The organism is Pedobacter gandavensis, assembly GCF_032678745.1.
GTDB classification, from domain to species: Bacteria; Bacteroidota; Bacteroidia; order Sphingobacteriales; family Sphingobacteriaceae; genus Pedobacter; species Pedobacter gandavensis_C.
On the sequence record NZ_JAVTST010000002.1, the window covers coordinates 843,967 to 867,240 of the forward strand.

The 23,274-nt window shown below is 36.9% G+C and carries 17 protein-coding genes; 12 read left to right on the plus strand and 5 right to left on the minus strand.

Features of this window, described 5'->3' with window-relative positions:
• Positions 1–209 precede the first annotated feature (209 nt).
• The 8 genes from R2S10_RS11330 to R2S10_RS11365 all read left to right on the plus strand — a co-directional run bounded on the left by R2S10_RS11330 (position 210) and on the right by R2S10_RS11365 (position 9,088).
• Complete coding sequence (locus tag R2S10_RS11330) at positions 210–1,088, plus strand: cell division protein FtsX (RefSeq protein WP_316840553.1); 879 nt, start codon at positions 210–212, stop codon at positions 1,086–1,088.
• Positions 1,088–1,312, plus strand: coding sequence for a DUF3098 domain-containing protein (locus R2S10_RS11335; RefSeq protein WP_187667648.1), 225 nt, complete (start codon positions 1,088–1,090; stop codon positions 1,310–1,312). The genes R2S10_RS11330 and R2S10_RS11335 overlap by 1 nt, the downstream gene beginning before the upstream one ends.
• A gap of 9 nt (positions 1,313–1,321) precedes the next feature.
• The gene (locus R2S10_RS11340) at positions 1,322–2,116 is read left to right on the plus strand and encodes an undecaprenyl-diphosphate phosphatase (protein ID WP_316840554.1); all 795 of its coding nucleotides are present in this window, start codon (positions 1,322–1,324) and stop codon (positions 2,114–2,116) included.
• A 174-nt stretch (positions 2,117–2,290) separates the two neighbouring features.
• Positions 2,291–3,043: a tRNA pseudouridine(55) synthase TruB gene (truB, locus tag R2S10_RS11345; RefSeq protein WP_316840555.1), complete on the plus strand. Its 753-nt coding sequence runs from the start codon at positions 2,291–2,293 to the stop codon at positions 3,041–3,043.
• Positions 3,044–3,049: 6 nt separating this feature from the next.
• A complete protein-coding gene (locus tag R2S10_RS11350) occupies positions 3,050–3,916 on the plus strand; it encodes a YitT family protein (protein ID WP_316840556.1) in 867 nt (288 codons plus the stop codon).
• Between the two features lie 74 nt (positions 3,917–3,990).
• Positions 3,991–4,926, plus strand: coding sequence for a bifunctional riboflavin kinase/FAD synthetase (locus R2S10_RS11355; RefSeq protein ID WP_316840557.1), 936 nt, complete (start codon positions 3,991–3,993; stop codon positions 4,924–4,926).
• 482 nt (positions 4,927–5,408) lie between these two features.
• Entirely contained in the window at positions 5,409–7,634 is a 2,226-nt protein-coding gene (locus R2S10_RS11360) for a cation:proton antiporter (RefSeq protein WP_316840558.1), read from the plus strand.
• A gap of 284 nt (positions 7,635–7,918) precedes the next feature.
• Positions 7,919–9,088, plus strand: a complete 1,170-nt coding sequence (locus R2S10_RS11365) for a DUF2157 domain-containing protein (RefSeq protein ID WP_316840559.1) — start codon at positions 7,919–7,921, stop codon at positions 9,086–9,088.
• A gap of 158 nt (positions 9,089–9,246) precedes the next feature.
• On the opposite strand, the gene R2S10_RS11370 is transcribed toward R2S10_RS11365, so the two are convergent.
• Together R2S10_RS11370 and uvrA are read right to left on the minus strand one after the other, a co-directional pair.
• Positions 9,247–9,828, minus strand: a complete 582-nt coding sequence (locus R2S10_RS11370) for a lysine transporter LysE (protein ID WP_316840560.1) — start codon at positions 9,826–9,828, stop codon at positions 9,247–9,249.
• A 53-nt stretch (positions 9,829–9,881) separates the two neighbouring features.
• Positions 9,882–12,683, minus strand: a complete 2,802-nt coding sequence (uvrA, locus tag R2S10_RS11375; protein WP_316840561.1) for an excinuclease ABC subunit UvrA — start codon at positions 12,681–12,683, stop codon at positions 9,882–9,884.
• 258 nt (positions 12,684–12,941) lie between these two features.
• Between uvrA and R2S10_RS11380 the strand changes: the two genes are divergently transcribed.
• The 3 genes from R2S10_RS11380 (at position 12,942) to recA (ending at position 16,207) form a co-directional block, all read left to right on the plus strand.
• Positions 12,942–13,517, plus strand: coding sequence for an RNA polymerase sigma factor (locus R2S10_RS11380; RefSeq protein WP_316840562.1), 576 nt, complete (start codon positions 12,942–12,944; stop codon positions 13,515–13,517).
• Between the two features lie 867 nt (positions 13,518–14,384).
• Entirely contained in the window at positions 14,385–15,047 is a 663-nt protein-coding gene (gene nth, locus R2S10_RS11385) for an endonuclease III (RefSeq protein ID WP_316840563.1), read from the plus strand.
• 137 nt (positions 15,048–15,184) lie between these two features.
• Entirely contained in the window at positions 15,185–16,207 is a 1,023-nt protein-coding gene (gene recA / locus R2S10_RS11390; RefSeq protein ID WP_316840564.1) for a recombinase RecA, read from the plus strand.
• A gap of 108 nt (positions 16,208–16,315) precedes the next feature.
• Here the strand turns inward: recA and R2S10_RS11395 are convergent, their stop codons facing one another.
• Positions 16,316–16,498, minus strand: coding sequence for a hypothetical protein (locus tag R2S10_RS11395; protein WP_182961856.1), 183 nt, complete (start codon positions 16,496–16,498; stop codon positions 16,316–16,318).
• Positions 16,499–16,515: 17 nt separating this feature from the next.
• The gene (gene tsaD, locus R2S10_RS11400; RefSeq protein WP_316840565.1) at positions 16,516–17,517 is read right to left on the minus strand and encodes a tRNA (adenosine(37)-N6)-threonylcarbamoyltransferase complex transferase subunit TsaD; all 1,002 of its coding nucleotides are present in this window, start codon (positions 17,515–17,517) and stop codon (positions 16,516–16,518) included.
• A gap of 224 nt (positions 17,518–17,741) precedes the next feature.
• Here tsaD and R2S10_RS11405 point away from each other — a divergent pair, with 224 nt between their 5' ends.
• Complete coding sequence (locus R2S10_RS11405) at positions 17,742–22,013, plus strand: translocation/assembly module TamB domain-containing protein (protein ID WP_316840566.1); 4,272 nt, start codon at positions 17,742–17,744, stop codon at positions 22,011–22,013.
• 4 nt (positions 22,014–22,017) lie between these two features.
• Here the strand turns inward: R2S10_RS11405 and R2S10_RS11410 are convergent, their stop codons facing one another.
• Positions 22,018–23,229 (minus strand): bifunctional 3,4-dihydroxy-2-butanone-4-phosphate synthase/GTP cyclohydrolase II, encoded by a 1,212-nt coding sequence (locus R2S10_RS11410; RefSeq protein WP_316840567.1) that lies wholly within the window; start codon positions 23,227–23,229, stop codon positions 22,018–22,020.
• Positions 23,230–23,274: the final 45 nt, after the last annotated feature.

A 23,274-nucleotide genomic window follows, 5' to 3' on the forward strand; every position in this document is an offset into this window, starting at 1 on the left:
GCTAAAAAAATCCTTTTGGTACAAAAATGTTACACAAGACTACTCCTCAGTTCAAATTTTCCCTATAAAAAGCTATGGCAAAACTGAAGGTTTTAAACTATTTTGGCCGATCAGGCGTTGTAGTTTTAAAGATTAAAAAGGGATAAAGGCTATAATTTTAAATTAGTTGCTTATATTTTTTTATTTTCGCACAACATAAAAACACATACATGGAAGAATTTGAAGTTAGCGATGCTTCTAAGAAGACAAAAACCATTTATATTTCTACGATTTTCAGTATAGCTTTAGTGCTATTGATGCTGGGCATGTTGGGTTTGATTTTAGTACATGCAAAAAATCTTTCCAACTACGTTAAAGAAAATATCGTATTGAACATCATTGTGGATGAAGGCGCAAAAGAAGCAGAGGTTTTAGCTTTCCAAAAGGAGTTAAATGCAAATCCGGCGATCAAAAACACGCAATATGTGAATAAAGAGATGGCTGCAAAGAACCTGACCACAGATCTGGGCGAAGATTTTGTCAACTTTTTAGGATATAACCCATTGCTTTCTACTGTAGATGTTTATTTGAAAGCGGATTATGCCAATAACAAAAGTATTGATGAGCTAAAAGCGAATATTGCAAAGAATCCGGTGGTTAAAGAGGTGATTTATCAAAGCTCATTAATCGATATGGTTAATAAAAACATCAATACCATTGGCTTGATTATCCTTGCTTTTGCTGCGATTTTATTGATCATATCCATTGCCCTGATCAACAATACCATTCGTTTGGCCATTTATTCGCAACGCTTTTTAATAAAAAGTATGCAATTGGTGGGTGCTACCAGAAACTTTATCCGCAAGCCTTTCATTTTATTAGCCGCATTACATGGTTTAATCGCTGCATTTATCGCGATCCTAATTCTATTGGGTATTTTGTATTATGCGCAAAGAGAGATTCCTGAGATCATTATTCTAAGAAATTATACAGAATTCGGTATTGTATTAGTGAGCCTTGTAGGCATTGGTATCTTTATTACGGCCATCAGCACTGCTTTTGCAGTCAGCAAATATTTACGTTTAAAAATTTACGACCTTTATAACTAATGACAGAGAAAAAAACAGCTCCTGTAAATCAGGAAAGCAAATCTGAACTTGTTTTTACAAAAAAGAACTACCAATTGCTTTTGATCAGCATTGCAATTGTAGTATTAGGCTTTATCTTAATGATGGGTACTACTGATATTTACGACTTCAGAAAAACTACGCTCGCACCAATGACTGTGCTGTTTGGCTTTGCTTTTGGAGTTTATGCGATTCTTAAAAAATAATTAGCCTAGATGAACTATTTACAGGCTTTTATCCTCGCTATTATAGAGGGGTTAACGGAGTTTTTGCCAGTTTCTTCTACTGGTCACATGGTGATTGCCAGTGCAGTCATGGGAATTGGAAATGATGAATTTGTTAAACTATTTGAAATTGCGATACAACTAGGTGCGATTCTGGCCGTTGTAGTGCTGTATTGGAAGAAGTTTTTTGACTTTAGTAAATGGCAGTTTTATGTGAAATTGCTCATTGCAGTAATTCCAGCCTTAGGATTCGGGTATTTGCTAAATGATTTTATCGATGATAAATTGGGAAGTCCGGTGTTTATTGCCGTGATCTTATTAATAGGTGGTATTGTACTGCTCTTTATCGATAAGATGTTTAAAAACCCGGAGATCCATCATGAAGCAGAAATCACCAACATGTCTGCATTTAAAATTGGGTGTTTCCAGGTGTTAGCCGTAGTATTCCCAGGTTTAAGTAGAAGTGCAGCCACTATTATTGGTGGTATGCAACAGAAGTTAACCAGACATGCTGCTGCAGAATTCTCTTTCTTTTTAGCGGTACCGACCATGTGTGCTGCAACAGGTTATAAGCTTTTAAAAGGCGCACACTTGCTTAATGGAGAAAACATCAAACTCTTGCTTTTTGGAAATCTGATTGCTTTTATTGTGGCCATTATCGCCATTAAATCATTTATCGGATTTTTATCAAAACATGGCTTTCGTGTTTTTGGTTACTATAGGATTGTAATAGGAATCGTTATTCTCGCGCTTTATTTCTCGGGAATCGATCTGGCTGTACATTAATTATAATTACCCGTAATTTAAGACTGCTTGTTTATAGCAGGGTACATAAATTACAAAATCAGGTTGATAAGATCGGTTTTCCGCTTTTCAAAGAGTGTTTCTAATGATAGGTGAAAACTGAGCAACCGAACAAAATATTACAAAGAAAACGTATTAAAAATAGCGTGTATTGCAATGACAGAGAGTGAAAATAACTTAAATACGAAGACCTTTCCAGACTTTAATTTTGCTGAAGGTGAACTGTTACTCATCAATAAGCCATATCAATGGACCAGCTTTGATGTAGTTGGAAAAATCAGGAACTCGCTAAAGCCTTTAAAAGTTAAGGTAGGTCATGCTGGCACATTGGATCCGCTAGCCACTGGATTACTGATCTTGTGTACCGGAAAATTAACCAAGCAAATTGATACTTTTCAAGCGGAAGAAAAAGAGTATACCGGAACAATGATCCTGGGTGCTTCCACTCCTTCTTTCGATATGGAGACGGTTGTAGATGAGGAATATCCTTTAGATGGCTTAACAGAAGAAGCAATCTACGCGGCTACAGCTCCTTTTACTGGTGATATTCAACAATATCCACCAGCACATTCTGCTGTAAAAGTAAACGGCGAACGTTTATATGTAAAGGCTCGTCGCGGAGAAGAAACAGAACTTCGCTTGCGTTTTGTAACGGTTTCAGCTTTTGAAATTACCCGTATTGCACTTCCAGAAGTTGATTTCAGAATCGTTTGTAGTAAAGGAACTTATATCCGCTCGTTGATCTCTGATTTTGGAAAACAGTTAAACAATGGCGCTTACTTATCGGTATTAACACGTACACGTAGTGGGAACTTCCTACTTGAAAACGCGTATGAAGTGGCTGATTTAGTAGCTCACCTGCGTAGTAAAAAAGAATTACCGGTCGCTCCAGCAGCGCCTCAAATCTAATATGTGATGCAAAGCCATTTAAAAAGTAAGAATGCAAGGTCTTTAAAAGACTTCTTATTGATTACTTGTGGCGTTGTGTCTGCCTGTTTTGGCTTAAAAAGCTTTTTAATCCCCAATGATTTTATTGATGGTGGGGTTACAGGTATATCTCTTTTAATCAGCACATTGACCGGATGGAAACTCTCCTACCTGATTGTGCTGATCAATATTCCTTTTATCATCCTCGGTTACAAACAAATTGGAAAAGCATTTGCCTTAAAAACTGCCCTTGCCATTGCTGCATTGGCTATTTTTCTGGTGATTCTTCCCTTCAAACCTGTTACTCACGTTCCTTTGTTAATTGCCTTTTTTGGGGGGTTCTTTCTTGGCGGAGGAATTGGTATGGCCATGCGCGGCGGTTGTGTAATCGATGGTACAGAAGTACTGGCGTTATATATTAGCCGAAATAGTCTGCTCACTGTAGGAAATATCATTCTGGTATTAAACATCATTATATTCTCTTTTGCAGCGATATTCTTAGGGATGGAAACTGCGATGTATGCAATTTTAACCTACCTGTCGGCCACCAATACCATTGATTTTGTAGTCAATGGCCTGGAGCAATATACCGGGGTAACGATCATCTCTGATAAAAGTGACGAGATTAAAGAATACATTATTGAAACGATGAAGCGGGGAGTAACCGTTTATAAGGGCGAAGGTGGTTACGGGGAGAAAAAAGACATCGATATCCTGTATACAGTACTGACCAAACTGGAGATAGGAAAGCTTCAAACAGAAATCAGGAACCTTGATCCGGATGCTTTTGTAGTCCAGCAGCAGATTGCAGATATTAAAGGCGGGGTGGTTCTTAAACGCCAATCCCTTCATTAGAGATAGCGCAGTATCCTCATTAACATGAACCCTCATAAGAACCGCAGCAAAAACAAAAACCATAAAACAAGCTGATGAAAACATATCACCATCTTTCTGAGTTTAAAAAATTAGACAATGCCGTTGCCACCATTGGAACATTTGATGGTGTACATTATGGACATCAGAAAATCATCAAGAGACTTTGTGAACTGGCAAAATCTACTGGTGGCGAAAGTGTGATCCTCACCTTTTTTCCGCATCCAAGGATGATTATTGATCCTGAAAACCAGGATTTGAAATTGATTAATACGATAGATGAAAAGATAAAGATACTTTCGGAATTGGGAGTTGATCATTTGATCATCACTCCTTTTACCAGAGACTTTTCCAACCTTAGTCCTACTGACTACATTAAGAATATTTTAGTGGATACGATAGGAATTAAGCAGCTGATTGTAGGCTATGACCATCGATTTGGGAAAGACCGTAAAGGTGGAATGCAGGAACTGGAAATGTTGTCTAAACAATTCGACTATAAAATCGAAGAAATCGCAGAACAGGATGTAGATGATGTAGGTGTAAGCTCTACAAAAATCAGAAAAGCATTGCTGAATGGTGAAGTGGCACTAGCCGCAAACTATTTAGGCTATAATTTTTCTATCCATGGCAGGGTAATTAAAGGCGACAAAATCGGCCGTACTATTGGTTTCCCTACCGCAAATATCTTCCTGGAAGAAACTTACAAACTGATTCCCTCAGATGGTATTTATGCGGTAACGATCGATATGGGCAGCGAATCTTATAAAGGAATGGCCTATATCGGGCAACGCCCAACGATCAATGGGATGACCAGAAATATTGAGGTAAATATTTTTGATTTCAACAAAGAAATCTATGGCCAGTATATCACCATGACTTTCCTGGAATTTCTACGTCATGATGTAAAATTCACTGGATTAGAAACTCTTAAAATCCAGCTTCATCAGGACAAGTTAGATACACTCGCTTACTTCGAAAAAATTAAGTAATCCGCATTTAAAAGCCTTTTTACTGGGAAAAAAGGCTTTTTTTTGTTATATTTACCTCAATGAGGCTTTTATTATCTGCTATATTTTTCTTTCTCAGTCAGGTAATCTCCTGGCAAACTGTACAAGGAAAAGGGGTATCCCAGGTAAGCCCATATGTTAGCAAATCTAATTTTAGTACCAAGCAGCATTACCTCAATCCACTGTCTAAAGATCGTACTTCTTTAAAGAAGGCATTTTTAGAGGACATTACCTACCTCCATCATCAAACGCAAAAGCAATCCATAAACCCTTGGTTCTTTCTAAGAGGAACGGATAAAACGCTATATGTCCCCCTGGTTATTCTCAGGACTTATCATGTATTTCAGAATTTTGGATATTCCTATATTTTCAATTTTCTATATCCTAAACATGTTTTTTGGTAGTTATCAAATCGTCGAAATCTGATCGATATTATTTTATAACTTTAAAAAAACACATTTTATATGATACACTTACCCGTATTAATCACTGACTTAGGTTTAATACTTGCCGCAGCTGCGATCACTACTCTATTATTTAAAAAAATAAAACAACCACTGGTATTGGGTTATATCCTTGCCGGATTATTGGTTGGTCCACATATTAATTTTATTCCTACCGTTACCGATAATGCCAGCATCACCATATGGGCGGAAATCGGGGTCATCTTTTTACTTTTTAGCTTAGGACTGGAATTCAGTTTCAAAAAACTAGTCAAGGTTGGAGGTTCCGCTTCCATAACCGCCATTGTAGAGGTTGTGTTTATGCTACTGATTGGTTTTGCCGCCGGAATGGCCATGGGCTGGTCTACGATGGACAGTATCTTTCTTGGGGGTATCCTTTCTGTTTCATCTACAACGATCATTATACGTGCTTTTGAAGAGCTTGGCGTGAAACATAAGAAGTTCGCCGGACTGGTTTTCGGAGTCTTGATTGTAGAAGATTTAGTGGCCATCTTATTATTGGTATTGCTATCTACCCTCGCCGTAAGTCAGCAGTTTGCAGGTGCAGATATGCTGATCTCTATTCTGAAACTTAGTTTCTTCCTGGTTTTATGGTTTATTGGTGGTATTTTCTTAGTGCCTACTTTCCTAAAGGCCACAAAAAAACTGATGAATGATGAGACGATGTTGATCGTTTCTATCGCCCTTTGTCTATTAATGGTATTATTGGCGGTCAAAGTTGGGTTCTCCCCTGCCCTTGGTGCATTTATCATGGGGTCCATCTTAGCAGAAACGACACAGGCAGAACGAATAGAACACTTAACAAAATCAGTAAAAGATCTATTTGCAGCGATATTTTTTGTATCCGTAGGGATGATGATCAACCCAAGTATTCTGATTGATTATGCCGTTCCAATTCTGGTGATTACTATTGCTACCATTTTAGGAAAGTTCCTGAGTTCGGGTATGGGAGCTTTGCTTTCTGGTCAGCCGTTAAAAACTTCTGTACAAACAGGTTTAAGTCTGGCACAAATCGGAGAGTTTTCATTTATTATCGCCACGCTTGGCTTAACGCTAAAAGTAACCAGTGATTTCCTTTATCCTATTGCAGTAGCAGTATCTGCAATTACCACTTTTACGACTCCTTATTTAATTCAGGCTTCTGAACCGTTTTACAATTTTCTGGAGCGCACGCTACCGAAAAAATGGGTGGAAGCCATCAATAGATACAGCTCGAGTACGGCTGGTATCACCACTATGAGCGACTGGAAAGTATTATTGAAGTCTTATACTTTCAATACGATCATTCATTCCGTAATCCTGATTGCCATTGTGTTTCTGGGTTCTAAATACCTGCAACCTTTTATTACGGAAAATATTATCAATGGCCATAACGGAATTATCATCAGTCTAATCCTGACATTAATCATTATGACGCCTTTCTTATGGGCGTTGGCGATTAGAAAAATAGAGAAAAAAGCATATTCTCATTTATGGCTGAATAAGAAGTATACACGTGGCCCATTGGTGGCTTTAGAGGTATTAAGGATCTCATTGGCCTTGTTCTTTGTTGGCTTCTTAATCTATCAATTCTATAGCAATTGGATCGCGGTAGTGGTGGCCATTGCATTGATCATCCTGGGCATGTTTATTTTCTCCAGAAAACTACAAGGGTTCTATAATAAAATGGAAAGCAGGTTCCTATTGAACCTGAATGCCCGTGAAAAACAAAATGAACAACCAGAGATCCTGCCTTGGGATACCCACCTTGCCGAATTAATGGTGGCTCCGGAATCGGAACTGGTCGGAAAAACGCTGATCGATTTATCAATTAGAGAAAAATATGGGATCAATATCGCTTTAATTGAACGTGGGAAAATTATGATTCCAACACCAGGCAGAGATGAAAGGTTATACCCGAATGATAAGGTACTGGTGATCGGTACGGATGACCAATTGGCCGCAATAAAGCCATTATTTGAGGGACAAAAAGAGGAATTACTAGACGAATCCAATTTCCCTAAAAAAGACATGACGCTTCAAAAGATTGTTATCAATAGCAGTTCACCTGTATACGGACAAAGTATCCGAAGTTCTGGTATCAGAGAAAAAACCCAAGGACTTGTAGTCGGCGTGGAAAGAAAAGGAGAAAGAATTTTAAACCCGGATTCTAACCTGGTCTTTGAAAATGAAGATATAGTGTGGATTGTAGGTAACAGCAAAAAAGTTCCCGAGTTATTCAGTTAGCCCGAAAAAATGAGCATACCTTAATCACAATGCATCTGTAAATTGCTTTGCAAATCCCCCAAAAATTAAGATTTGGGGGATTTTTTATAGCCGTATTTCACCAACTCAAGTACTGATTTTATTTTGCAGCTTATAGTCTATAAATAGAATAACAATTACTTTAGGCTAAGTATTTCTTTGAAAATTAAATCAAACGATTAATGGAACAACCCATTTATAAGCTTAATTTAGCTTTATAGATTTTATAAACCAGAAATATATTTTAAAAGTCTACATACGTTTTAATGAAGATAGATTCCGAAAAAAGTGAGTTTTTAGAAGAGATGCTGGAACATTGGCAGGAAGAAAAATTGCTAAGTCCGGAAGATGTCGAAAGGTTGCGCAACAGTTATGAAACGAAACATTTTGACTGGAGACGATTAGCACAATACTCTTTTTGGATTGCTATGGCTTGTGGGGTAATCTCCCTTGGCGCATTATTGGTAGACAATACTGTGCTAAAGTATCTGGAAAGCCTTTATGAGACTTCTGACGGCATCATCAGTCTCTTGTCTGCCATTGCTGCAGGATATCTTTATTTCATCAGTTTCAAGAGAAAAAAGACAAAGTCACAACAGGTATTTAGCAATGAAGCATTGGTATTTACAGCGGTCATGTTCACCGCAAATGCGATTGCCTATCTAGGGAAGGCCATACATGCGGCTGGCACACACTTTTCGCTGTTATTACTGATCGCTGTATTTATTTATGGCATACTTGCTTATATTTTTCAATCCAGACTGATCTGGGCATTTGTGTTGATATCCCTCGGCGCCTGGTTCGGAACAGAAAGTGGTTACCTTTCCAGAGGAAACTGGTATTTTATTGGCATGAATTACCCATTGCGCTTTGTATGTTTTGGATTGGTACTCACCGGACTCTCTTTCTTAATGAAAGGTTCTGCTACCCCGATCAAAAACTTTTCTTTTTTTCGCAAAAAGACCGTTAAAGGAGTTGAAAAGAAAAAGGTTACCCCAACAAGCAATGCTGAGCTAGATTTACAGGAACAGCCCGCCTCCGCTACAAGTACTGATAGAAGCATCTCCCATTTTTTCCAGATTACTTATATCATTGGAATGATGTACCTGTTTATCTCCCTCTGGTTCCTTTCTGTATTTGGAAATTTCGGGAGCTTAGAGGAATGGTATGGCGTAAAACAAATCAGCTTGTTCTATTGGGCAATCCTCTCCGCTACAGCCTGCGTAATCAGTATATTTATTGGGTTGAAATACAGGGATGATATTGCCAGAGAGTTTGGCATCACTTTTCTATTTATTAACCTATATACGCGTTATTTCGAATACTTCTGGGACAGCTGGCATAAAGCATTATTCTTTTGCGTTCTTGCAGCCTCCTTCTGGATCATCGGAAGAAAGGCAGAAAAGATATGGAACCTGGAGTTTCTAAAGCAATAAGGCCGCTTATTGAACATTTGGAGTTCAAAAATATAAAACCTCATTTGAAACAAGGTTTTGACTCAAAAAAATGAGCCATAAAGTTGTTAAGCTTTATGGCTCATTTTTTTTGAGTCAACTTGTATGTTCTGAAGAACAATTCCTTTTCAAAAAAAATTCTATTTGAAACAGTGAATATAGATGAGTTTAATAATATGATACGCTGACAATGCAAAAAACAACAAGGCTATACTTTTATTAACAATATAACTACTTAAAGTGAATTTCTCCTGTATGTACTTTGCAAAGCGCGCAAAACCATATAAAGCCAGTGCAGCACCAATACCAGATCCAATACTGAAAATTGTTAAAGAAAGGTAACCAATATCAATCCATTCATGAGAGATTAGATAAGTTCCCACAAATAACCAATATGGAATCTGCATTGGGTTGACCACCCCAAGTAACATCCCATATTTTATACTGTCTTTCTTTGAATAATCTGCCTTAGGCATCTCCTTTCTCGACCTCCAGGTGATCACTCCCAGAATGCCAAACATAAAGACCATGAGTACATCAATAATATTCCCCAATTGGATCTCACTGGAAAGCCATTGCACAAATCTCATCACACCAAAAGTGAAAAGTATCTCTATCGCAGAAAAGGCCCCAATAAAATAAAGTGCTTGTCTGATTCCTCGGGTAATCGTGATCTGAACTACTGTGAGGTTGATATTTCCCGGAGGAATATATCCAACCATGTTCAAAATTATCCCTAAAAAGAGTGTTAAAAATAGCATGCGCGAAGATACAATTATTTCATGTGTGCTAATAAATACTTCGCAGTATATGATGAATTAGCGGAAACCATATCTTCTGGTGTACCTTCAAAAACAACATTACCACCTTTATCACCACCCTCGGGACCAATGTCAATAATCCAATCTGCTGATTTAATCATATCCATATTATGCTCTATCACTAGAATGGTATTGCCTTGTTCTATCAATGTGTTTAAAGCAATCAGTAATTTCTTTATGTCGTGGAAATGCAAACCGGTAGTTGGTTCATCAAAGATGAATAATGTCTTGTTTGCATTGTTTCCTTTGATCAAAAACGAAGCTAGTTTGATACGCTGTGCTTCTCCACCGGATAAGGTATTTGAAGATTGACCCAAATGAACATACCCTAAACCAACATCTACCAATGGCTGTAGTTTAGTTAAGATCTTAGGCTCTCCTTTGAAAAATGCTACTGCCTCATCAATGGTGAAATCGAGGATATCCGCTACATTTTTATCATTATAAGTGATGTCAAGCACCTGCTGCTTAAACCTTCTTCCTCCACAAGCCTCGCATGGAAGATAAATATCAGCCATGAATTGCATTTCGATTTTCACTTCCCCTTCACCCTGACAAACATCGCAACGACCACCTTCTACGTTGAATGAGAATGCTGCTGGTTTTAATCCAGCTGCTTTTGATGCCGGTAAGGCTGAAAACAATGCCCGTACATCATCCCATGCTTTTACATAGGTAACAGGGTTGGAGCGGGATGATCTACCAATCGGATTCTGATCCACCATTTCCACCTGACTTACCAATTCGTAATCACCATAAATTCCGTCATAAGCACCGGTTTGTTCACCTGCATAATTCCCTATCGCTTTTTGTAAGGCCGGGTAAAGGATTTTTTTGATTAAACTAGTCTTTCCACTCCCTGAAACGCCACTCACCACTGTGAAAACTCCTAAAGGAAATTTAACATCAATGTTTTTCAGGTTATTTTCTCTAGCCCCTTTAATTAAGATATGGTCTTTCCATGCCCTTCTTCTATCTGGGATCGCGATCTTTTCTACCCCCGACAAATAACGCCCGGTAAGGCTGTTTTTATCTTTTATAATTTCTTTGTAGGTACCACTGAAAACCAGGTTACCACCATGTGTACCTGCTTCCGGACCGATATCTATAATATGATCAGCAGCCTTCATCATTTCTTCTTCATGCTCCACCACCAAAACCGTGTTGCCAACGTTTCTCAAAGAAATCAGTACTTCGATCAGTTTGTTTGTATCCCTTGGGTGTAAACCAATACTTGGCTCATCTAAAACATAAATAGATCCCACCAAACTACTTCCTAAAGAGGTTGCCAGGTTAATTCTTTGAGATTCTCCACCAGATAGGGTGTTAGATAACCTGTTTAAGGTCAGGTAGCCTAAACCAACATTGTTTAAGAACAATACGCGGTTGACAATTTCAGCCAATAGTCTTTTCGCAATCTTTGCATCATTCGATGAGAGTTCCAAATGATTGAAAAAATCAAGAATGGTTGCCAAAGGCATTAAAACTACGTCTATAATTGACCGCCCATTGATTTTCACATAAGAAGCATCTTTACGTAATCTGGAACCTTTGCAGTCCGGACATACCGTTTTACCACGATATCTGGACAACATTACCCGATATTGAATCTTAAAAGTCTGCTCTTCCAGCTCTTTAAAGAAATCGTCCAATCCTCCAAAATATTTGTTCCCTGTCCAGATTAACTGCTGCTGCTCTTCTGTCAGCTCATTAAAAGGACGATGGATTGGAAAGTTAAATTTATCGGCGTTCTTGATCAGTTTGTTCAACCATTCGCGCATTTTTTCTCCACGCCATGGCGCAATTGCATTGTCATATAAACTCTTGCTCTTATCAGGAATCACCAGATCTTCATCAATTCCAATTACATTTCCATAACCTTCACACCTTTTACAAGCCCCATAAGGGTTGTTAAAACTGAAAAAGTTAGGTGTAGGTTCATCGAAACGCAGGCCATCCAGTTCAAATCGATCGCAGAAATGATTCGATTTACCATCATGCTCCACATACAGGTCACCCTTTCCTTCAAAAAACGCAGTTTGTACAGAATCAGCAATCCGACTCAGTGTCTCCTCTTCCGTGCTCACCACAATTCTGTCGATCAATATTCTAACTGTTTCAGAATCGGAAAGTTCAAAATCTTCAAATGATTCATCCTCAAGCACTGCTTCAATTTTCAAAATCTCTCCTTTATAGAAGATCCTCAGAAAACCTTTTTGAAGTAATACCGCCAGTTCTTCTTTAATAGATCTATTGTTGTGTGGGAATAGTGGACAAAAAATGGTCACTGCACTTTCTGGCTCTAAACCAGAGATGAAATCTACCACTGTACTAACCGTATCCTTTTTTACGATTTCGCCAGATACCGGTGAAAATGTCTTGCCTATTCTTGAAAACAATAATTTCAGATAGTCGTAGATTTCCGTTGAAGTACCTACTGTAGACCTGGGATTTGAAGTGATTACCTTTTGTTCAATAGCAATTGCAGGTGCAATTCCTTTGATATAATCTACATCTGGCTTATTCATCCTGCCCATAAATTGTCGGGCATAAGAAGAAAGGCTTTCTACATAACGTCTTTGCCCTTCAGCGTATAGTGTATCAAATGCTAAGGATGATTTGCCTGAACCAGACATTCCGGTGATTACCACCAGCTTATTCTTTGGGATAGCTACGTCTATATTTTTGAGATTATGGACTCTGGCACCCTTTATAATTATATGTTGATGTGGATCTTTATCGATTTCGTTATTCATTGACTTCTGGATAGAATACTGCTAAGTTAACCCAAAAAAAGCAATATTGCCATTTTTGAAGTCATGCAAAAATAAGGCCTTCCATCCGGTTTTATTTTTTTTTAACAGTTTTTCTATTGGATTCTAATAAAAAATTGGTTCTTTTGGGGAACTAACTAACAAACTAAACCACTAACTAACAGGAGAGAATTATCGATTAAAACATCTACTAAGTATTTTATAGCAATTAGCAGGGAACTTATTAGTACGGATACTCCTATGAAATTAGAATTATATAGTGATCAGGACTTGGTGAAGTCATATCTTACCGGTGAGGAATCGGTTTTAGAAGAACTTCTCAAAAGACACAAGTCAAAAATATACACCTCCATCTATCTTTTAGTAAAAGATCAATACCTCGCTGAGGATATTTTTCAGGATGCTTTTATTAAGGTGATCAATACGCTCAGATCTGGTCGTTACAATGAAGAAGGTAAATTTTTACCATGGGTAATGCGAATTGCGCACAATCTGGTAATCGATTATTTCAGACGTGAAAAACGGGCACCAGTTATTACCAGCGCCGATGGCACCGATATCTTTAACCTACTTCAGATTCATGAAGAAAGTGCAGAAGAAAAAATGCTGAGAGAACAAACTCATTTTGATCTTCGCGCAATGATCCACTTGCTTCCAGATGATCAAAAAGAAGTACTCATCATGCGACACTATGCCGACCTCAGCTTTAAAGAGATCGCAGACCTCACTGATGTCAGTATCAATACCGCTTTAGGTAGGATGCGCTATGCGTTAAGTAATCTTAGAAAAATGATGAAAGTGAAAGAAATTTCCTGATTTTTAAGACAAGAAAGGCATCCCCCAAATTTCAAATCAATTAAAAGAGAAAAACATCATTTGATCACTGAGAATAAAAGTGGTCAAATGATATAGAATTCGCCCTTTTTACAAGCAATACTTCCCTTCTTAAATCAAGGCGTTAATGCTTACAAAATATGCAACAAACTAGTTACACAAAATGTAGTTTAGGTTAAAATAAATGTATAACAATAACGTTTCTATTAGTGAACGAACATTTATTGTTGCTTATGATGGAAACCTTTACTTCTTTTAACAAGTTAAATTGCTCAATACAAAAGCAGGAAAAACCTGCTGTAGATGCAGTTATAGAGCTCGACATGATGTTCTATGACCACATTCGGCCCCAACTGGACGGTTTAAGAAAAAATCCTTCCGATGAAACCATCGCGATAATTTTAGCCTACTCCAGAGCCAAGTAATTTAAAAACGAATTGAAGCTGCCAGATTTAATGGCAGCTTTTTCATTTTTAATGATTTCCTACTCCTTTTATGCTGAAGATGAGCTGATTTCATTCCCATGTTTCATTTCCACATTTCATTTCCTGGACTTATCATTAGATCAGTAGACTAATTTTAACACCAATACTGATCTCTTTGCTTTCAGGGTTGTTAATTCCTGACCTTTCATAGTTTTTCAATAACAAATCAATTACGAGCTGAGCTAGACTTATTCCATTCCCTGATCTAGTATTGATTCAGATCAATTTGAAAAGACCGGCTGATTTTCGATACTTTTCAACTGGTTTTGAATCCATTTATCATATTGAGGCCAAATTCGCTGCAGCACTATTTTTTCCTGAATAATTATTAAACCTTCCTAAGTTCTTCTCATTATATTTGCCAATGCTCAAAAAAGACCGGTACAAACTTTTTGTCGAACACTTTGCAGCCAAACAGCCAGATGCTGAAACGGAATTACATTACAATAATCCATACCAATTATTAGTAGCAGTAATTCTCTCCGCTCAATGTACAGATAAGCGAATCAATCAGGTTACTCCTGCACTTTTTCAACGTTTTCCAAATGCTAAAGCCTTATCTGAGGTAACTCCTGATATTGTTTTTGATTATATCAGAAGTGTCAGCTACCCAAATAATAAAGCAAAACATCTTGTAGGAATGGCCCAAATGTTATTAAATGATTTTAATAATGTGGTTCCTTCTGATATTGATCAACTACAAAAGATGCCTGGTGTAGGCCGGAAAACAGCAAATGTAATCGCTTCCGTAATCTACAACGCTCCGGCAATGGCCGTTGACACCCATGTTTTTAGAGTTTCCAGGAGAATCGGTCTATCTGCAGGTAAAACTCCACTTGCTGTTGAAAAAGACCTAGTTAAAAATTTGCCAGAACACACCATTCATGTGGCGCATCACTGGCTAATTTTACACGGAAGGTATGTTTGCCTGGCAAGATCGCCAAAATGTAACATTTGCGAAATCACCAATATTTGTAAATATTTTCAGCAAAACAACAAAAAAACTAAAATAATTAGTGACAAATAGGCTGGGACAAATAATAATTATTTTATTTCTTGCTTTAGATTAAACAATCGTTATCTTTGCTAAGATAATTAGCATGTAAGTAAGGTTATTTGTTCTTCCAACGGTAATATTTTATCTTACTCCCAGAATTTAACAATATGAGCGTAAACGCAGACAAATTAAAAGCATTACAACTTACTTTAGATAAGTTAGAGAAGTCTTATGGTAAGGGTACCGTAATGAAATTAGGCGACAATGCTGTAGAGCCTATTGAATCAATTTCCACAGGATCAATCAGTTTAGACATTGCTTTAGGCATTGGTGGTGTTCCAAAAGGAAGAGTGATAGAAATATACGGTCCTGAATCCTCTGGTAAAACAACTTTAGCAACGCATATTATTGCAGAAGCACAGAAAAAAGGTGGTATTGCTGCTTTTATCGATGCAGAACATGCATTTGATAAAAACTACGCAAAGAAATTAGGCGTTGACGTAGACAACCTATTGATCTCTCAACCAGACAATGGTGAGCAGGCTTTAGAAATTGCTGACAACCTAATCAGATCAGGCGCAATTGATGTTATTGTGATTGACTCTGTAGCTGCATTAGTACCTAAGGCTGAGATTGAAGGTGAAATGGGTGATTCAAAAATGGGATTACAAGCACGTTTAATGTCTCAGGCATTACGTAAACTAACCGGAACAATTGCTAAAACAGGATGTTGCTGTATTTTCATTAACCAATTACGTGAAAAAATTGGTGTGATGTTCGGTAACCCGGAAACAACTACTGGTGGTAATGCATTGAAATTCTACGCATCTGTACGTTTAGATATTCGCAGAACTTCTCAAATTAAAGATTCTGACGAAGTTTCTGGAAACAGGGTAAAAGTCAAAATCGTAAAAAATAAAGTTGCTCCACCTTTCCGAATTGCTGAATTCGACATTATGTTCGGTGAAGGTATTTCCAAAGTAGGTGAGATCATCGACTTAGGTGTTGATTTTAACATCATTAAAAAAGCAGGTTCTTGGTTCTCTTATGGAGAGACAAAACTTGGTCAGGGAAGAGATGCGGTAAAACAATTATTATTGGATAACCCAGAGTTGTCTGAAGAAATTGAAGCAAAAATCAGAGCTGAAGTAACAGGCGACAAATTGGAGGAACTTCCTACACAAGCATAATTTTAGCCTATTAAGGGTAAAATAGAGATAAAAAAAGAAGGCGATCAAATTGATCGCCTTCTTTTTTTATCTCTATTTTCAGGATCTACTGATGCTATCTTGTAATCGTTACTGAAGCTTCATATATTTTGCATCAACGTAGATCGCTACAATGATGGCCACAATAATTGCTGCAAGTAAAACGGCTAAGCCAAGATAATTTCTCTGTTTATCTTGCTTTACCAACCATATGATAAAAATGATGAAGGGAATCAGCATTAAGCCGAAAAAAATAAAACTCGTAGCACTCATAATTAGCTGTTCTAATATTAAAAATTCATCCTGGATATTGGTGCAACATCTTGTCCCACAAAATCTCCATTTAAATATTTTTGATAACCCGCAATAGCAATCATTGCTGCGTTATCCGTACAATACTCAAAAGCTGGGATGTAAACATTCCAACCTAAGTCCATAGCCGTTCTTTGTAACGTATCCCTCAAACCACTATTTGCAGAAACTCCACCAGCAATTGCAATTTCTTTAATTCCATATTGTTTTGCTGCCTTTATCAGTTTGTTTAATAAAATCTGAACTATGCTATATTGAACCGAAGCGCAAATATCATCTAAATGTTCCGATATAAAGTCCGGATTTTCCTTTTCTTGCTTTCGGATGAAATAAAGGATAGAAGTCTTTAACCCGCTGAAGCTATAATTCAAATCTTTAATCTGAGGTTCTCCAAACTTAAATGCCAATGGATTTCCAGATTTAGCATGACGATCTATTAAAGGTCCACCTGGATAAGGAAGATTTAAAATCTTTGCAGTCTTATCAAATGCTTCACCCGCTGCGTCATCAAGGGTCTCCCCTACAATCTCCATGTCAAAATAGTCTTTTACCAATACAATTTGAGTATGGCCACCAGAAACGGTCAGACATAAAAATGGAAAAGAAGGCTTAGGATCATCAATAAAATGAGCCAGAATATGTGCATGCATATGATTTACCGCAATTAAGGGTAAATCTAAGGCCAAAGCAAAGGACTTAGCAAATGAAACACCTACCAGTAAAGAACCTAATAAGCCTGGTCCACGTGTAAAAGCGACACCATTTAGCTCCTTTTTGTCTACATTAGCATCAATTAAAGCTTGCTGTATAACAGGGACGATATTTTGTTGATGTACCCTTGAAGCAAGTTCAGGGATTACACCTCCATAATTTTCATGAATTGTTTGGTTTGCAATAACATTGGCAGTAATTTTGCCGTTGTTACAAATAGCAACCGAAGTTTCATCACAAGAAGATTCTATAGCGAGGATTATTGGCACAATGATTAATATTATTAAGCTACAAAACTATTAAAAAACTATTAAAAATACTTCTTTGGTTTGTTGCATCAGTGTTATTACTAGTTGCGATTCTATTATTCGCGCTTCAATTCAAGCCTGTGCAGACTTTTGTCGCAAAAAAAACTGCCGATTATTTATCAAAAGAACTCAATACAACCATATCCTTATCAGGAATATACATAAAACCGTTTAAATCCCTTGTATTGGAGAACTTACTGGTTCTCGACCAACAAAAGGATACGCTGTTAAATACCCCAAAATTCTTAGTAGATCTAAACCTGCTTTCGATAAAAAGAAGAATTGTTGATATCAATACGGTGCAACTAAATAATGGCGCTTTCTTTCTTAAAACCTATAAAGATGGATCAACAAACCTAGACTTTATTATTGATTATTTTGATTCTGGTCCACCTACTGTTAAAAAGAAGAAACCTTATAAAATAACCTTCGACCGTGTTATCCTGAATAATTTCGGCTTTAAGTATAAAAACTACAAATACGATACAGTGATGAAAGGTGTCAATTTTGAAGATGTACACCTGAGTAATCTGAACGGTATTCTCGAAAAGTTAAACACAACTGACCATATCCTTCAAGCCGAAATAAAAAACCTCACATTCAAGGAAAAAAGTGGCTTTTATCTTAAAAATCTAAGCACATATGCCACCATTGATAGTAATAAAATAGAGCTAGAGCGCTTACTATTAGAAACTAATCATTCCCGGTTGAAGGATTATTTCAAAATGAGTTTTAACCGATACAAAGACTTTAGAGACTATGTCAATAAAGTTCGAATGAAGGCTAACTTTAAAGATAGTCATATTGCTTCCCGTGATGTATCCTTCTTTACATCTGAACTAGATCAAATGAATTTAGAACTAAATGTAGATGGGCAAATTACTGGTTTAGTCAATAACCTTCGTGCAAAAAAACTCTCCATAAAAGCTGGTCAAGCAACCCATATTAAAGGCGATTTTAACCTTAAGGGCCTTCCTATTCTAAAAGAAACCTTTATGGATCTTAAAATTGAAATGGCGGGAACCAACAAAAAAGATCTGGATCAGTTACTAACAAGTATAACAGGAAAAAAAGCTAAAAAGATTCCTAAAATCGTTAGCAAATTTGGCAATATAAACTTTAATGGTTCCTTTACTGGCTTCCAAAATGATTTCATCGCCTTTGGGGAATTTAAGACCAAAATAGGACGCCTGGTATCTGATGTCAATATGAAAATTGACAAGCAAGGAGTTCCTTCCTATTCCGGAAACGTCAAAACCTATGATTTCAACTTAGGTAATCTGATCAATGAAAAAAGTTTAGGAAAAATTACAGCTGCATTAAATATTAAAGGTAGAGGCACAGAAATAAAAAACCTATCAGAGCGGTTAGATGGCGACATTGACTACATTGATTTTAATAATTATAGATATAGAAACGTTAAAATTGATGGAACTTTTGAAAAGAAATATTTCGACGGTAGTCTGAAGGTTAATGATAAGAACCTTAACATGATTTTTGATGGTGGCGTAAACTTAAATGGGAAACTTCCTGAATTTAATTTTAAAGCTAACATTAAAAAGGCAAGGCTTAAGGCACTTAAGTTATACAAAGATTCTCTGCAAATTGATGCCATATTTAGCACTAACTTCAGCGGAAACAATCTGGATAATATCCAGGGTAACCTTCTTGTACAGCATGTTCAGCTCAATAACGTTAAAGGTATTTACCATATTGATTCGATACAATTAAGTGCTGGTGGAATGGGTAAAGACCGAAACTTAACCATCAATTCTGATATCTTAGATGCAAGTATCAAAGGTCAGTATGACTTAAACACACTGCCCTCCTATTTTAAGGCATTAGCAAAAACCTATATACCGTCATTAAAAGCTGACATTATTAATTATAAAGATCAGATTTTTAAATTTGACCTAAGAATTAAAAAGTTTGAACCTGTCGCACAACTACTAGTCCCTGGCTTAGAAATAGAAGATCAAGCTGTTTTTCTTGGAAATTTTGACTCCCAAAAGAATGTCGCTACCGTCAATGGCTTTGTGAAAAAACTCAAATATAAAGGCATCATAGTCAATAACATTATTGTAGATGAAAACACCTCTACAGACCAATTACAAGCTATTATTACTTCGGATCGTGTGGACCTTAACGATAGTTTGTATATCAAAAATGTAAATATTTCAAATATCCTTAGAAATGATAGCTTAAGCCTCAACGTCAAATTGGCTAATGCTGATGATGCCAATTCTTTGGATTTAAATGGACTGGTTGAATTTGCTACTGATACTATTGGTCGTATTACCATTCTACCTTCTATTCTAAAAATTAATAATGAAGATTGGAAAATTCAAGAAAAAGTCAGGATTAGCTTCCATGACGGAAAAACTCAAGTCAATAATTTTGATCTCAGCAATGGGCCCCAAATCTTAACAATAGATGGAATTCTTTCTAATGATCCAGCAGATGTCTTACTCCTTGGCTTTAGCCAATTTGATCTTAAAACAATCAATCCTTTTGTAAAGACATTAGGCGTTAAACTCGCAGGAAAATTAAACGGAGAAACAAAACTTCATCACCTTCTAAAATCTCCTAAGATTTCTGATAATATCACCATAGATTCCTTGAGTTTTAATGATACTTATATTGGAAGTCTAACAGATACTTCATCTTTCCACCAAGCTGAGAATGTAGCTAACATCTATACCAGTATTGTAGCTCATGATAAAGAAACATTAAAAGCAAGAGGAAGTCTTGATCTGGAGAAAAAAGAAATCGACCTTCATATTAAACTGGATGAAACAGAAATGGCCGTACTGGAGCCATTTGTTAAAAAACTAGTTTCGAAATTAAAAGGAAATATCTCTGCAGATCTTGCTGTAAAAGGCCCTTTTGAAAAACCGGCTATTAATGGCGAGATCTCATTCGATAAAGGGAAAATGACTATTAATTACTTGCAAACTGCCTACACCTTAAATGATCAAGTAACCATCGACAATAGTGTGATAAAAGTTCATAATTTGAAGCTCTTAGACCTTGATAACAATGAAGCCATCGCCAATGGTACTGTGGACTTAAATAACCTTGATAACCCCACAATAGACGCAGTAATAAAAGCTAAAAACTTTATGGCGCTAAATACAACGGAAAAAGACAACCCCGTTTATTACGGACAGGCATATGGTACCGGGACTTTTATTTTCAAAGGCCCAACGAACAGAATGTATATAGATATTGATGCAAAGACCGAAAAAGGTACAGTTTTCAATCTACCATTAAATAGTTCTGAAACGGTTTCCAGTAAAGATTTTATCACTTTTGTAAGTAAAGACACCACCAAAATAGTAAAAAAAGAGAATAGTTTTGATGGACTTACCATGAATTTGAAACTAGATGTGGATCCTAATAGTGTAGCAAATATATTTACAAGCTTGGGTAACCTAAGTGGTAGAGGAAATGCCACAGACCTTACTTTAAAGATCAATAGTCAAGGAGACTTTGACATGTCTGGTGACTATATTATTGAAAATGGTAGTTTTGATTTTACTGCTCAAGAAGTAATCAATAAAAAATTCAATATCAGGCAAGGAGGGACTATCCGATGGACCGGCAACCCTACAATGGCGCAAATCCAATTGAAAGCTATTTATTCGCTTAGAACCAGTCTTAGGGACCTCTACACAGCAGCTAATCGTGATGGCAACAACAAAGATGAGCGTGTGTTAACCGAAGTGGAAATGGGCTTATCTGGTCTATTACTAAAGCCAGATATTAAACTAGATATATTCTTTCCTTCAAACCCTGCGATCAAAGAAGAAATGCAGGCTTATTTCAATGATTCAAATAACCTAAATCTTCAAGCGTTAAGCTTGATTATTAGAAGGAGTTTTGCTCCTGGAACAGGGAATGAAGATTTAGGAAAACAACTTACAAGTGGGGTAACGAGTACCGCTACAGAACTCCTATTTAATCAGCTCAACAATGTACTCTCCTCTTTAAATCTAGATTTTGTTGATTTTAATGTACGTTCATTAACCGAAGCGAATGCTTCTTTTAGATTGTTCAATGACCGTGTAATCCTTAATGCAGGTATTGTGAATAGAGGAAGTACGAATGATTTATCATTGAATGGCTTTTCTAGAAATAATGTAGGTGGTGAAGTCGAGATCCTCGGATTAATAAAAAAAGATGGAACATTGATCGGTAAATTATCAAATAAACCTCCTACTCAGCAAACAATCTTTACCACATCAGGTATTAATCAAAATAATAACGTGACTGCTTTAGGGCTAGTTTACACACAACAATTTGATAGTTTCAGAGAGTTTTTGAGAAAAATTACCGGACAATATAAACGAGACCAAAAGAAAAAAGCCCAGCATGGGGAAACCCCAAAAACCAGGCAATTAATAAATAAAGAGGCTATTCTTAGAGAACAGCAGAAAAACAATCCAAAAAGATAAGTTCTTATCCTTTCATAATTTGATGTCCCATCTTATCACGTTTAGTTCTCAAGTATTGTTCATTATGAACGTTACTTTCAATCTCTATCGAAATATTCTCTAAGATTTCCAATCCATATCCAGTCAGACCGGCACGTTTTGTAGGGTTGTTAGACATCAATCTCATTTTTGAAATGCCTTGAGCTCTTAGTATCTGTGCGCCGACGCCATAATCTCTTTCATCACCCTTGAAGCCTAGTTTTATATTAGCCTCAACTGTATCAAATCCTGCATCCTGAAGATTGTACGATCTTAATTTATTTACCAATCCGATACCTCGTCCTTCTTGATTCATGTATACAATAAGTCCTTTACCTTCCTTATCAATCATTTCCATTGCCTTGTGCAATTGCGGTCCACAATCACAACGACAAGAACCGAAAATATCTCCAGTAACACACGAGCTATGTACCCGAACCATAACTGGTTCATCAATAGTCCACTCCCCTTTACTTATAGCCAAATGAGTAGCTCCTGTATCTAATTGAGTATAAGCTGTCATTTTGAAATCCCCCCATTGAGTCGGAAGATTAACAGTCACTTCTTCTTGAATTAAGCTTTCATTGCTCAATCTATAAGCAATGAGGTCCTTTATTGAAATAATCTTTAGATTATGCTGAGCTGCGATCTTAACAAGATCAGGCAATCTGGCCATCTCTCCATCTTCTTTCATAATTTCAACTAAAACTCCAGCAGGTTCCATACCAGCCAATCTTGCCAAATCAACCGATGCTTCAGTATGCCCCGATCTTCTCAATACTCCGCCATCTTTAGATCTTAAAGGAAAAATATGTCCAGGTTTACCTAATTCATCGGGATTCGTATTTGGATTGATCAATGCCTGAATAGTCTTTGATCTATCTGAAGCAGAAATACCTGTAGTACATCCATATCCAATTAAATCAACTGAAACCGTGAAATTTGTCTCATAAGCTGCTGTATTTTTACCAACCATTAGTTCTAAACCAAGTTCATCACATCTCTGTTCGGTTAAAGCAGCGCATATTAATCCTCTTCCATGGGTTGCCATAAAGTTAATTACTTCAGGTGTTGCATTTGCAGCGGCAGTCAGGAAGTCGCCTTCATTTTCTCTGTCCTCATCATCAACAACAATAACTACTTTACCAGCTTGTATTTCAGCAATAGCTTCTTCTATTGCATTTAGTTTGATTTCCATTTTTTGAAATATATCTATATACAAACACTAAGATTAGCTGCTTGT

Coding starts and splice junctions, on each gene's coding strand:
- R2S10_RS11330 (WP_316840553.1), top strand. CDS start 210: ATGGAAGAATTTGAAGTTAGCGATGCTTCTAAGAAGACAAAAACCATT.
- R2S10_RS11335 (WP_187667648.1), top strand. CDS start 1,088: ATGACAGAGAAAAAAACAGCTCCTGTAAATCAGGAAAGCAAATCTGAA.
- R2S10_RS11340 (WP_316840554.1), top strand. CDS start 1,322: ATGAACTATTTACAGGCTTTTATCCTCGCTATTATAGAGGGGTTAACG.
- truB (WP_316840555.1), top strand. CDS start 2,291: ATGACAGAGAGTGAAAATAACTTAAATACGAAGACCTTTCCAGACTTT.
- R2S10_RS11350 (WP_316840556.1), top strand. CDS start 3,050: ATGCAAAGCCATTTAAAAAGTAAGAATGCAAGGTCTTTAAAAGACTTC.
- R2S10_RS11355 (WP_316840557.1), top strand. CDS start 3,991: ATGAAAACATATCACCATCTTTCTGAGTTTAAAAAATTAGACAATGCC.
- R2S10_RS11360 (WP_316840558.1), top strand. CDS start 5,409: ATGATACACTTACCCGTATTAATCACTGACTTAGGTTTAATACTTGCC.
- R2S10_RS11365 (WP_316840559.1), top strand. CDS start 7,919: ATGAAGATAGATTCCGAAAAAAGTGAGTTTTTAGAAGAGATGCTGGAA.
- R2S10_RS11370 (WP_316840560.1), bottom strand. CDS start 9,828: ATGGTTGGATATATTCCTCCGGGAAATATCAACCTCACAGTAGTTCAG.
- uvrA (WP_316840561.1), bottom strand. CDS start 12,683: ATGAATAACGAAATCGATAAAGATCCACATCAACATATAATTATAAAG.
- R2S10_RS11380 (WP_316840562.1), top strand. CDS start 12,942: ATGAAATTAGAATTATATAGTGATCAGGACTTGGTGAAGTCATATCTT.
- nth (WP_316840563.1), top strand. CDS start 14,385: ATGCTCAAAAAAGACCGGTACAAACTTTTTGTCGAACACTTTGCAGCC.
- recA (WP_316840564.1), top strand. CDS start 15,185: ATGAGCGTAAACGCAGACAAATTAAAAGCATTACAACTTACTTTAGAT.
- R2S10_RS11395 (WP_182961856.1), bottom strand. CDS start 16,498: ATGAGTGCTACGAGTTTTATTTTTTTCGGCTTAATGCTGATTCCCTTC.
- R2S10_RS11410 (WP_316840567.1), bottom strand. CDS start 23,229: ATGGAAATCAAACTAAATGCAATAGAAGAAGCTATTGCTGAAATACAA.